Source organism: Mycolicibacterium anyangense (assembly GCF_010731855.1).
Lineage (GTDB): Bacteria > Actinomycetota > Actinomycetes > Mycobacteriales > Mycobacteriaceae > Mycobacterium > Mycobacterium anyangense.
Genome location: NZ_AP022620.1, coordinates 2,214,061 through 2,226,099 on the forward strand (window position 1 = coordinate 2,214,061; position 12,039 = coordinate 2,226,099).

Sequence of the window (12,039 nt, forward strand, 5' to 3'; positions counted from 1 at the left end):
TGGGGACAGTTCAGTGGTTGGCGCCGTCGGTGTCGCGCCGGGCCAGTTCGGCCAGCATCGCGTTGTACGCACTTAGATCCGCGTCGTGGTCACGTTCGGCGGCACGGTCCATCCGCTTGGCGGTACGCCGATCGCTGCGGCTCCACTGGACCAGCAGCGCGATCATGACCACTACCAACGGAACCTCGCCTGCGGCCCACGCGATCGAGCCGCCGAGGTGCTGATCGCCCACCAGGTCGGTGTGCCAACTCAACTTCAGTGAGCGGTAGAAGCTTTCGCCGAGAACCTGATTCATGCCCATCAGCACCACACCGAAGAACGCGTGCAGCGGCAGGGTGGCGAACACCATCCCGATCTTGGCCACCGGCAACAGTTGCCGTGGCGCGGGATCTACGCCGATCACCACCCAGTAGAACAGGTAGCCGCTCATCAGGAAGTGCAGATTCATCAGGACATGCGCCCCGTGATGACTGACCGCCGCATCGAAGATGCCACCGAAGTACAGGGCATAGAAGCCCGCCACGAACATGATGGTCGCCACCACCGGATGGGTGAAGAACCGCGACCAGTGACTGTGCAACCCGACCAGCAGCCACTCCCGGGGACCCGGCGGGTTGTCCCTGCCCGCAGCGGGAAGAGCCCGCAGCGCCAACGTCACCGGGGCACCAAGCACCAACAGGATCGGGACGAGCATCGACAGCAGCATGTGCGCTGTCATGTGCACGCTGAACATCGCCGGCATGTAGCGCCCGAGCCCCGAGGATGTGGTGAATAGCAGCAGCGCACACCCCAGCAGCCAGGCGGCCGATCGTCCCGCCGGCCAGGGATCGCCGCGGCGATGCAGACGGATGACGCCGGCGACGTAGACCGCGGCGAGCACGATCGCCGCGGTGCCGAAGATCAGGTCGAAACGCCAGTCGAACAGAATGCGCGCGACCGTCGGCGGGCCGGCCAGGTCGTAGCCGATGGCGACCTCGGTGGGCGACGGGTTGCCGTTGGCCGGCGGTGGCGGCGGCGTTCGTCCGAGGCCGACCGCGACACCGAACGTCGCCCCGAACACCAGGGCTTCGATGGTCGCCAGGCGGATCAGTGGACGCCGGTTATCCGGATCCGCCTGCAGGGCCGCAACCGCGGAGCGTCGCTGCCGCCAGCCCAGCACCGCCAGAACGCTCAGCGCGATCACCTTGGTGACGATCAGTGCGCCGTATTCGGTGGTGAACAGATCGGAGAACCGGATCCTGATGAACGCGTTGATGATTCCGGACGCGGCCATCGCCACGAAACACCACAGCGCCACCGCCGAGAAACGCCGCGCCGCGAGATCGGCATGTTCCCCGCCCCGCATCGCGTGGGCCAGCAGCGCGAGCAGCCCACCGGCCCACAGTGCACCGGCGACCAGGTGGATCATCAGGCTGTTCACGCCCAGGTCGTGTGCGCCGCCCGCCGACGAATGCCCAGTAAGTCCCAACGGCACGAGGGTGATCAGTGAACCGGCCAGCAGGAACGGCAGCCAACCCCACCGCAGCACCGCCGCCCCGGCAACGGTGACCAGCAGCGCCAGGAACGCCGTCCAGCGCCAGGCACTCGCGATGTCCACCAGGCTGGTGACCGACCAGAGCTGGACTGGATTGAGGTGATCCTGCAGCGGCTGCCCGGACACGTCGGAGATGGTCAGCGGCACCATCAGCGCCGCGCATACCGTCCACACTCCGGACGCGACGGTGCCCAGCCGCAGCGCGCGGTAGCCGGCGACATCGAGAACCCCGGTGTCCTGGGGCGGGACGAAGAACGTCGCCAGCAGAAAGGATCCGACGGCGATGACGGCGGCGATCTCGCCGGCCGCCCGCACGAACGGCAGGCCCAGCGTGGTCACCGGCCCCGGGTCGGGCAGCCCGGTCGCCGTCAGCGCGTCGGCGAGTGAGAGGGCACCGATACCCGCGGCGACGGTGCCGGCGAGCAGGGCCACCACCGACAGCATCGGCCATATCGCGCTACGGTCAGCCGTCCTGGTCACGCACCGACAGCTCACGGGCATTGAACTGTGCGATGGACAGTTCGTGGATCCGGTCCATGTCACCCAGGATCGCACGTAACTCGTGCAGGAACGCCCGCCGCCGCTCTGTGAGGTCCGGGGCGGCTTGGAGCAGGTTCTGGTCGGCGGCCACCTGTCGCGCCGTGGCGAACAGCAGCGCCGACACGGACTCGTTGCTGCGGATCCGGCGCTGCGCGGCGTACTGCGCCCCGACACCGAGTGCGATGGTGGACAGTTCCTTCTCGCCGATGTCGGCGGGGGCGTCGCACAGCACGTCGGCGACGATCTCGTATGCCTCGAAGAACGGCCGCAGCATGGCGTGCGCCATCAGTGGCCGCTTGGCGCGCAGGAGGCTGTCCACCGCGTCACCACCGGCGGACACCTGGATCTCCCAGTCGTCCTGCCAGGCCATCTCCTCGGCGAGGTGCTCACGGAAGGCCGCGGAGTCGGCGAAGTAGAAGTCGAACTTGAGCAGGTCGCGCAATCGCATCGCCTGCTCCCAGAACACCGCGACCCGGTCGCCGTCGGGGGCGCGGCCGGCGTGGGCCAGCGCCAGTTCGGCGATCGAGGTCTCCAGGAACGCGTGGATGATCGAGTTGCGATAGAACGCCGCCTCGTGCTCGTGCTCGGGTGCGATCCGCCAGACCGGCTCGTGGCCGCCGTCGACCCGGGTGACCGGGTGGCCGTTGGACAGCGCGTCGGCCGCGGCACGCACCCCTTCGGGGGTGCGAAGTCGCAACGCCGAGTTGGTGATCGGGTTCTGCTTGCGCTGGAGGTAGTCCAGCGAGTCCTGCAGGGTGTGGTGCAACTGGCGCAGGGTCAGCGCCCGGCCGCGGGTGGTCAGCAGGAGCGCGGAGACCAGTCCGGTGGCATTGATCGGGGTGGCCCGCAAGATCCGCCAGGCCACCTCGAAGGCCATCTTCTGCAGGGCAAGACGTTTGGCGGCCGGATCCGAGCCGATGGGACCGCCCGGGTCGCCGAGGTACTGGCGCATCGACACCGCGTCGGGGAAGCGGACGTAGATCTTGCCGTAGTTGCGCTCGCCCTGGGCCTTGATGAACTTGTAGAGCCACTCCGCACCCTCGGGCGTCTTCTCGCCACCGCGCGCGTACGCCGCGTATTCGGCGGTTTCGTGCAGTTGGTCGAAGCTGATCGACACCGGCTGCAGCAGGATGTCGTCACTGCGGCCGTCCAGGTAGGCGTCGGCGACGTAGGCCAGCAGACCGAGCTTGGGCGGCAACATCTTTCCGGTGCGTGAGCGAGTGCCCTCGATGGACCAGCTGAGGTTGAAGCGCTTCTGCACGATGTAGCCGACGAACTGGCGCAGCACGTATTTGTAGACCGGGTCGTCGAGCTTGCGCCGCAGGAAGATCACCCCGGAGCGGCGCATGAGCGGACCCATGAAGCCGAAGGACAGGTTGATCCCGGCGAAGGTGTGCGCAGGCGGAAGTTTGTTCTCCTGCATGGCCACCGGCACGATCACGCCGTCCAGATAGGACCGGTGCGACCACAGCAGCACCGCCGGATGGTCTTCCAGCGAGCGGCGCATCGACTCGATCTCGGCGGCGTCGTAGTCGATGCGCGGGTCGAATCCCCGGCTGAAGATCGCGCGCCCGAGGTTCGGGATCAGGTCGACGGAGAATCTACTCCAACCGGTGGCCAGCTCGTTGAGCATCTCCTCGGCCTGGGCCGGGGTGGCGCCGGGGATCTTCTCGAGCCCGTCCATGAACCTCGACGAGGCCATCAGCTCGTCGGTGATCAGTTGCGGCGACTTGTATTCGGGGCCCAGCAGGCGCAGTTCCATCCGCTCGATGGCCAGCCGCGCGCGGCGCAGGACGAAGCGGGCGAAGTCCCGCGGACTCTCGCCGACAGTGTTCTCCTGCCACTGTTGGCGCAGCTCGGACACCTTCGCCGGTTCACCGGCCACGATCCGTGCCCGGGTGGGATCCTTGCGAAGGATGCTGCGCTGCAACATCTCCGGCGGTCGGTAGGTGTCACGGCCGGAGATGAGACCGACGACCTTCACCCGGGTCGGCAGGCCGCCGGGCACCCAGAACACCCGGACCGGCACCACCAGTCGGTCCTCGCTGCCGGCGAGTTCCTCGACGAGTTGGGCCACCACCGCCGGCGGCGGATCCCCGGCGGGCAGTTGCAGCACCTCGACCTTGGTGTCGGGATGGGCCTGGCGCTGGGCGCGCAGCCAATCGTGCAGCAGGTCGAACTCGGCCTTGGAGGACACCGAGGCGAGCACCAGCGCGTCGTCGGTGGTGCTGAAATCGGTCAGGTGGTCGCTGGAGGTCATTGCGGGCCCTCGACCTTCTTCGCCGCCGCTTTCTTCGCCGGGGCCTTCTTCGCCACCGTCTTCTTGGCCACGGCCTTCTTCGCCGGCGCCTTCTTCGCGGCAGCCTTCTTGGCCGCGGCCTTCTTCGCGGGCGCCTTCTTGGCCGCAGCGCTCCTGTAGAGGGCCGGCACCGAGTCCTGCGGCCAGTCCTTCAAGGTGTCCAGGTAAAGCTGGCGCACCTCGTCGATGCGGTCCGACAGCTCCTCCAGCGTCCAGTCCGCCACCGAAATAGGCTGGTGGACAACCACATCTACAGTTCCTGGGCTCATCGTGGAGGCATCGCGCGGGGCGATCACCTCCGCGTTGCGGATCACGATCGGCACGATCGGGACCCCGGCGGCCATCGCCAACCGGAACGGCCCCTTCTTGAACGGGCCGACGGTGCGGGTGTCCAGTCGGGTGCCTTCGGGGGCGATCAGGATCGACAAGCCCTTGCTCACCAGATCCTCGACGTGCTGCAGCGACTCGACGGCCGCCTTCGGGTCTTCCCGGTCGATGAAGACCGTATCGACCAGCTTGCCCAGGGTGCCGACCAGGGGGTCGCTCTCGAGCTCCTTCTTGCCCACCCCGGTCCAGTTGTCCTTGATCAGCGCCGCGCAGATGACCGGATCGAAGTTGTTGCGGTGGTTGAAGATGAATACCGCGGGCCGCTGCTTGGTGAGATTCTCCTCCCCCAGCACGTTGAGCCGAACACCGTTGGCTGCCAACAACATATTGGGGAACGCCGTGGTGAAGAAGTTCACCCCGCGGCGCCTGCTGCGGGTCAGCAGACCCCAGCCGAGCGCACCGTAGGCGGCGGGCACCAGCGATCCGACACCGAGCAGGGTGCGTACCTGACCCAGCAGCCCGCCGCCCCCGCGACTGCTGAACTCCAGGATCGGCCAGCCCCGGCGCCGGGCGACGGCGGCCATCTTGCCTTCGGGGTTCGTCGGGCGGGGGTTGCCCACCAGGTACATCAGCGCGACGTCCTCGTCGCCGTCGGCGTAGAAGTAGGACTTCTTGAGGTCGATGTCGTTGTCGGCGGCGAACTTCTGCACCGCGTTGGCTTTTCCGGGCCCCCACAGGATCGGCCGCACCACCTCGCCGGTGAGCACGTCGTCCTCGTCGACCTCGAACCGGTTGGTCAAGGTGTTCTCGATGCCCAGGAAGCGGGCCACCGGCTCGACCTGAAGGGTCAGCGCCGAGGAACTCAGCACCACCGTGTGTCCGCGCTCCATGTGGGCGTGCACCAGTTCGCGCATCTCGGGGTAGATCCGCTTCTCGATCTTCTGCACGAAGAGCCGCTCGCCGATCTCGTGCAGATCCGACAGCGCTCGCCCGCGCAGCGCCTGCGAGGCCTTGGTGATCAGTTCCTCGAACTCCAGGCGGCCCAGCTGATGGTTGAGCCCGGCCGCGATCATCGTGATGAGCTCGCCGATCCCCATGTCGCGGCTGCGGAACCGCTCGCGGGTCAGGATCACCGCGGTGAATCCGGCCACCAGGGTGCCGTCGAGATCGAAGAACGCGCCGATCTGGGGCCCGGGCGGGCTGGCTAGCACTTCGGCGACCGATCCGGGCAGCCGCATGTTCTTGTCGGTCATCAGTACGCCACCGATCCGTTCGCAGGGGTAGTCACCGAGTCGCCGCCCGGATCCGGGAACGATGCGGGCACCACCCGCGGCGGCGGATCACCGGCCAGCGCCAGCACTTCGTCGAATCCGAGGCGCAGGCAGCGGGCAAACAACTTCTCGTCGGTGATCGACGCCCGGTCATAGCGCGCGGTCACCGTGGCGTAGCCGCCGCGCGATACCAGCACCACCATCATCGCGACGCCGGGAAGCGGGCCGAGTCCGAACTGCCGCAACACTTTTGCCCCGGCGATGTAGGTGTCACCGGCGAACACGGGGACGTTGCTGGCCTGGACGTCGGAGGCGACCACCGATCCGCTCACCGCCTCGAGCACGGCGTCGGGCAGCAGACCGAGTACTGGAGCCACCGAGCCGATCAGGTCGATCGCGGCCTCCTCGCGCCGCGAAGTCATCTGCTTGCGGATCTTCTTGATACGCAGGGCGGCATCGGCGACGCCGATCGGCGCGGCCAGGTTGACCCCGGCGAACCGGTTGCCCCCGGCCGGGTCGGCCTCGGCGCGCAGGCTCACCGGCACCGCCATCGGCAGGCTGTTCACCGGCACACCGAGTGCCTCGTGATAGAGCCGCAGGGCGCCGCACAAGCCGGCCAGGTAGGCGTCGTTGATCGAGCCGCCCGCGGCGTGGGCGGCCGCCCGCAGATCGGCCAGCCGCATCTCGATGGCCTCGCTGCGCGAGGACAGGCTGCGCCGGCGCAACAGCGGGGACGGCTCGGCGGCGCGGCCCATCACCCGTCGTCCCGAGCGGGCGTAATCGACCGCGTCGAACACCGCCGTGCCGGGGTTGCGCACCACCCGCCCGATCACCGACAGACCTCCGGCCACCGCGCCGAGAACCCCGCCCACGACCGCACCGGGCAGCTGGTTGAAGCCTTCGCGCATCAGGTCGTTGGGGGTCAGGTCCTGCGGCACCGGCATGGGCGGCGCGGGACGCGGTGCCGGCTCTCGCTCGAGGTCGTAGATCTCGGCGAACATGGTGGCGGCACCGACACCGTCGGTCACAGCGTGGCTCAGGTGCAACAACGTCGCCGCCTTGCCGCCTTCGAGACCTTCGACCAGGGTGGCCGTCCACAGCGGCCGGGAAATGTCCAGGGGTGATTGCAGACTGACCTCGGCGAGGTCGAGAACCTGGCGCAGGGTGCCCGGCTCCGGAACCCGCACCCGGCGGACGTGGAAGTCCAGGTTGAAGTCCGGGTCGACGACCCAGCGGGCTGCGGCCGTCGGCAGGGTCGGCACCACGACGCGCTGGCGTAGCCGCAGCACCTTGCGGGAGGCGTTCTCGAAGCAGGCCCGGAAGCGTTCCCAGTCGGGTGTGGTGTCCAGGATCTCCAGCGCCATGATCCCGGAACGGGTCCTCGGGTTGGCTTCGCCCCGGTGCAGCAACATGTCGAGGGGACCTAGTTCGGACGGCATGCCGTTTGCATCGACGGGTCGGCTCATCCATCCCTCCTCATCGACAACACCAGCACCACGCTAGTCGGCGGGCGACGCCGACGGGGCCCGATTGTCCGACGACATGGCCAGGCCCGCGCTACCCGCACGTCGGCCGATCGACGGCCATCGTTGGTCTGCGGTTGGATTGCCGTGCCCCACCGCTCTGCCACCCTTGACCACGACCGTCGTGAAAGGGCTGGGCATGGTGGATATCTCGCGCGCATACAACAGTGTCGGGCAGTTGCGGGCAGATGCCTGGTGCCGGCTGGAGGAGGCCGCCGACCGGCTCACCCGAACCACGACCACCGGGGCGCTGAAGGACAAGTACGTCGGCATCTGCCGCGACCTGCTGGCCGACTTGACTCCCCTGGAGCCTTACTGGGCGTTCCCCGGCTCGCCACAGTTCGCCCGGGTGCAGCGGCTGTTCACCGGCGGCAGCTACGACAAGTTCGCGAGCGTCGTCACCCATATCAACCGGGCCCTGACCACCGAGTCCTACCGGTCAGGGCACGAGCACAGCGCCGACGGCCAGGACCTGTTTCCCACTGATCCGCGCCAGCTGGAAAGTCAGCCGGCGAATCGCCGGGAACAGCCGTACTTCGAAGTGCTGGTCGTGGAGAAGATGACCGAGGCACAGGAACGCGCGCTGCGCAAGGAAGTTCGCAGCTGGCGACGTCCCGACGACGAGTTCATCTACGAGTTGGTGGTCGTGGGCAGCGGCGACGAAGCGCTGATCGCCGCGCGCCTGAACGTCAACCTGCAGGCGGTTGTGATCCGGCGGCGATTTTCCCATCAGTCCACCCGGGACCTGTCCACCCTGGCCGAGTTCGTCGACACCGAACTCACCGACGACCTCGCCGATCACCAGTCCCCCGACGACCGCGCCCAGATCCTGGCCACCTCGCTGGGCGAACTGCGGCCCGAACTCGACCTCTATCTGATGACCGAGATCGAGGTCGAGGACATCGCCGGTCGCCTTGGCCAGCACTTCCGGCGGGTGTTCCACGCCAGGGAAGGCATGCTCGAGCTACACCTGTCAATCCTGCATGGGGTCGCGTCCCGCTACCGCACACCATTCTTCAGCGCGCTCAAGCAATACAGCCACCGGCCGACCGGGGTGTTCCATGCCCTGCCGATCTCACAGGGCAAGTCGATCGTCACCTCGCACTGGATCAAAGACATGGTGGGCTTCTACGGCCTCGACGTCTTCATGGCGGAGACGTCGGCTACCTGCGGTGGCCTGGATTCGCTGCTCGACCCCACCGGCCCGCTGCGTGAGGCGCAAGAACTGGCCTCGCAGACCTACGGATCACGTCGTAGCTACTTCGTCACCAACGGAACGTCGACCGCCAACAAGGTGGTCACCCAGGCGCTGGTCGCCCCGGGCGACATCGTCCTGCTCGACCGCAACTGCCATCAGTCGCACCACTACGGGATGATGCTGGCCGGCGCGCAGGTGGTCTACCTCGAGGCCTACCCGCTGCCCGAGTACTCGATGTACGGTGCGGTGCCGCTGCGCGAGATCAAGTCCAAACTGCTGGCGTTGCGAGCGGCGGGCAAGCTCGACCGCGTCAAGATGATCTCGCTGACGAACTGTACGTTCGACGGCATCGTCTATGACGTCACCCGGGTCATGGAGGAGTGTCTGGCGATCAAGCCCGACCTCGTGTTCCTGTGGGACGAAGCGTGGTTCGCGTTCGCGCGGTTCCACCCGGTTTATCGCACGCGCACTGCGATGGCGGCGGCCAAGGCACTGCGGACCAAGCTGCTCGATCCGTCCTACATCACCCATTACGAATCGACGCTCGAAGCCCAGGCGACCATGTCGGACGACGAGTTGCTCGATACGCGGTTGAGCCCCGATCCGGCCCGGGCGCGGGTCCGGGTGTACGCCACTCAGTCGACCCACAAGACGTTGACCGCGCTGCGGCAGGGCTCGATGATCCACGTCTTCGATCAGGACTTCGAGCAGAAGGCCGCCGAGTCGTTCCACGAGGCGTACATGGCTCACACGTCGACGTCGCCGAACTACCAGATCCTGGCGTCACTGGATTTGGGCCGCCGCCAGGTGGCACTCGAAGGGGTCGAGCTGGTGGCCCGCCAGATCGAGAACGCGATGCAGCTGCGCGACGCGATCGACAATCATCCGCTGCTGCGCAGGTACTTCTCGTGCCTGCGCACCTCGGATCTGATCCCCGAGGAATTCCGGCCGTCGCGGATCTCGCAACCGCTGCGTTCGGGACTGCGCAACATGATGTCGGCCTGGGAGGCCGACGAGTTCGTGCTCGATCCGTCGCGAATCACGTTGTCCATCGGCCACACCGGGTACGACGGCGATCAGTTCAAACGTGCGCAATTGATGGACCGGCACGGCGTGCAGATCAACAAGACGTCGCGCAACACCGTGCTGTTCATGACCAATATCGGTACGACGCGCAGCTCGGTGGCGTTCCTGGTCGAGGTGCTGGTGAAGATCGCCACCGAGCTCGACGAGCGGGTCTCCGAGATGAGCCTCAGCGAGCGGGGCTGGTTCGAACGCCGGGTGCACCGGCTGACACGGCAGTCGATCCCGCTGCCGAACTTCAGCGGCTTCCACACCGCGTTCCGCGACGGTGACGCCACCCCCGAAGGTGATGTGCGGTCGGCCTTCTATCTGTCCTACAACGACGCCAACTGTGAGTACCTGTCCGACGCCGAGATCGACCAACGGCTGGCCGCGGGCCGGCAGGTGGTGTCGGCGACGTTTGTCACGCCCTACCCGCCGGGGTTCCCGGTGCTGGTTCCCGGCCAGTTGTTCAGCCCGCAGATCCTGGCTTTCATCCGCGATCTCGACACCCCTGAGGTGCACGGGTACCGGCCCGACTACGGCTACCGGGTGTACACCGAGAAGGCCATGGAGATCCAGTCGGGCGCGGCGGTCCACGACTCCAACGGCCACCACATGCTGGTGGAGTCGGGCTCGGACTAGCCCGCCGGATACCCCCCGTTCACGAACGGGACAACCCGGTGCTCCAAGCTCTACCCATGTGGCAGCTCACTTCCCGCGTGACCGCGGTCATCGCGGCGTCGGTCTTGGCCCTGACCGCCTCGTCCTGCGCTGACAAGCCGACCATGGTGGGCACGGCGAGCACCACCACCCCGATCCACCACCTGGTGGTGATCTTCGGCGAGAACATCTCCTTCGACCATTACTTCGGCACCTACCCGAAGGCCACGAACACCGACGGCCAGCGGTTCAGCGCCCGGCCGGGCACCCCGGCCGTCGACGGACTGACTCCGGACTTGCTGACCCACAATCCGAACAGCCACCAACCGCTGCGGCTGCGTGGCCCGGACCAGATCGTCACCTGCGATCAGGACCACGACTACACCCCTGAACAACTGGCCTTCAACCACGGCGCGATGGACAAGTTCGTCGAGCACACCGAGATCGCCGATTGCAAGCCACCGATCTACTCGGCGCCGGGCATGGTGATGGACTACTACGACGGCAACACCGTGACCGCGCTGTGGAACTACGCCCAGCACTTCGCGATGAGCGACAACTCCTACAACAGCACGTTCGGCCCGTCGACACCGGGCCACATCAACCTGGTGTCGGGCCAAACACACGGTGTCACAAAGCAATTCATGCCGGGCGGCAAGGCGTTCCCTGCCGACCAGGTGATCGAGGACACCCTCATCGGTGATTCACAGCCCTTCGGCGACGACTGCTCCAGCCGCGACCAGGTCCAGCTGAGCAGCACCAACAAGAACATCGGCGACCTACTCAACGCCAAGAACATCACCTGGGGTTACTTCCAGGGCGGCTTCCGGCCGACGTCGACCAAACCGGACGGCACCGCGGTGTGCGGCGCCCAGCACAATGTCGGGGTGGCGGTCGGCGGCACCGGCACGTCCGGCGCGAAACCCTTTGGCACCAAGGGTGATTACATCCCGCATCACGAGCCGTTCCAGTACTACCCGTCGACCGCCAACCCGCACCACCTGCCGCCGGAGTCGGCCGACGGTATCGGGCACACCGACCGGGCCAACCACCAGTACGACCTGGCGGATTTCTGGACCGCGGCCGACGCCGGCCATTTGCCGGCGGTCAGCTTCCTGAAGGCTCCGGGCTACCAGGACGGTCACGCGCAGTACTCCGACCCGCTGGATGAGCAGCAGTTCATCGTCGAGACACTCAACCGTCTGCAGCGCCTTCCGGACTGGAAGGACACCGCGATCGTGCTGGCCTACGACGACTCCGACGGCTGGTATGACCACAAGGCCTCCCCGGTGGTGTCGGCGTCGGAAAGCAAAGCCGACGCGCTGACCGGGCCCGGTTCCTGCACCGCCCCGACCGCGGGCCCGATCGTCTACCAGGGGCGCTGCGGCTACGGCCCGCGCCTGCCGCTGCTGGTGATCTCGCCGTATGCCAAGGCGAACTTCGTCGACCACAACGTCACCGATCAGACGTCGATCCTGCGGTTCATCGAGGACAACTGGTCGACAGGCCGGATCGGTGACGACTCGCTGGATGCCCGAGCCGGGACGCTGACGGCCATGTTCGACTTCACCGGGCGACTGCAGGCGCCGCTGTTCCTCGACCCGCACAACGGGGCGGGGTAG

At 67.1% G+C, this 12,039-nt stretch carries 6 protein-coding genes; 2 read left to right on the forward strand and 4 right to left on the reverse strand.

Annotated features, from left to right (window positions below; genetic code table 11):
* Nucleotides 1-10: 10 nt before the first annotated feature.
* Genes G6N35_RS10470 through G6N35_RS10485 form a run of 4 tightly spaced genes read right to left on the reverse strand, consistent with a single transcriptional unit; the run spans nucleotide 11 to nucleotide 7,437 of the window.
* Nucleotides 11-1,978: a bifunctional copper resistance protein CopD/cytochrome c oxidase assembly protein gene (locus G6N35_RS10470; RefSeq protein ID WP_246224581.1), complete on the reverse strand. Its 1,968-nt coding sequence runs from the start codon at nucleotides 1,976-1,978 to the stop codon at nucleotides 11-13.
* Between the two features lie 19 nt (nucleotides 1,979-1,997).
* Nucleotides 1,998-4,334, reverse strand: a complete 2,337-nt coding sequence (locus G6N35_RS10475; protein WP_163804197.1) for a glycerol-3-phosphate 1-O-acyltransferase — start codon at nucleotides 4,332-4,334, stop codon at nucleotides 1,998-2,000.
* Nucleotides 4,331-5,953, reverse strand: coding sequence for an HAD-IB family hydrolase/lysophospholipid acyltransferase family protein (locus G6N35_RS10480; RefSeq protein WP_163804198.1), 1,623 nt, complete (start codon nucleotides 5,951-5,953; stop codon nucleotides 4,331-4,333). The genes G6N35_RS10475 and G6N35_RS10480 overlap by 4 nt, the downstream gene beginning before the upstream one ends.
* Nucleotides 5,953-7,437 carry a wax ester/triacylglycerol synthase family O-acyltransferase gene (locus tag G6N35_RS10485; protein WP_163804199.1) on the reverse strand — a complete coding sequence of 495 codons (1,485 nt, stop codon included), beginning with the start codon at nucleotides 7,435-7,437 and terminating at the stop codon, nucleotides 5,953-5,955. The genes G6N35_RS10480 and G6N35_RS10485 overlap by 1 nt, the downstream gene beginning before the upstream one ends.
* A 196-nt stretch (nucleotides 7,438-7,633) precedes the next feature.
* Between G6N35_RS10485 and G6N35_RS10490 the strand changes: the two genes are divergently transcribed.
* Together G6N35_RS10490 and G6N35_RS10495 are read left to right on the forward strand one after the other, a co-directional pair.
* On the forward strand, nucleotides 7,634-10,399 hold the full coding sequence (locus G6N35_RS10490) for an aminotransferase class I/II-fold pyridoxal phosphate-dependent enzyme (RefSeq protein ID WP_163807595.1): 2,766 nt from the start codon (nucleotides 7,634-7,636) through the stop codon (nucleotides 10,397-10,399).
* A 56-nt stretch (nucleotides 10,400-10,455) separates the two neighbouring features.
* Nucleotides 10,456-12,039 (forward strand): phospholipase C, encoded by a 1,584-nt coding sequence (locus tag G6N35_RS10495; protein WP_163804200.1) that lies wholly within the window; start codon nucleotides 10,456-10,458, stop codon nucleotides 12,037-12,039.

Excerpts from the sequence above, each read along its gene's own strand:
- G6N35_RS10470 (WP_246224581.1), bottom strand. The coding sequence starts at position 1,978 with ATGCTGTCGGTGGTGGCCCTGCTCGCCGGCACCGTCGCCGCGGGTATC.
- G6N35_RS10485 (WP_163804199.1), bottom strand. The coding sequence starts at position 7,437 with ATGAGCCGACCCGTCGATGCAAACGGCATGCCGTCCGAACTAGGTCCC.
- G6N35_RS10475 (WP_163804197.1), bottom strand. The coding sequence starts at position 4,334 with ATGACCTCCAGCGACCACCTGACCGATTTCAGCACCACCGACGACGCG.
- G6N35_RS10480 (WP_163804198.1), bottom strand. The coding sequence starts at position 5,953 with ATGACCGACAAGAACATGCGGCTGCCCGGATCGGTCGCCGAAGTGCTA.
- G6N35_RS10490 (WP_163807595.1), top strand. The coding sequence starts at position 7,634 with ATGGTGGATATCTCGCGCGCATACAACAGTGTCGGGCAGTTGCGGGCA.
- G6N35_RS10495 (WP_163804200.1), top strand. The coding sequence starts at position 10,456 with ATGTGGCAGCTCACTTCCCGCGTGACCGCGGTCATCGCGGCGTCGGTC.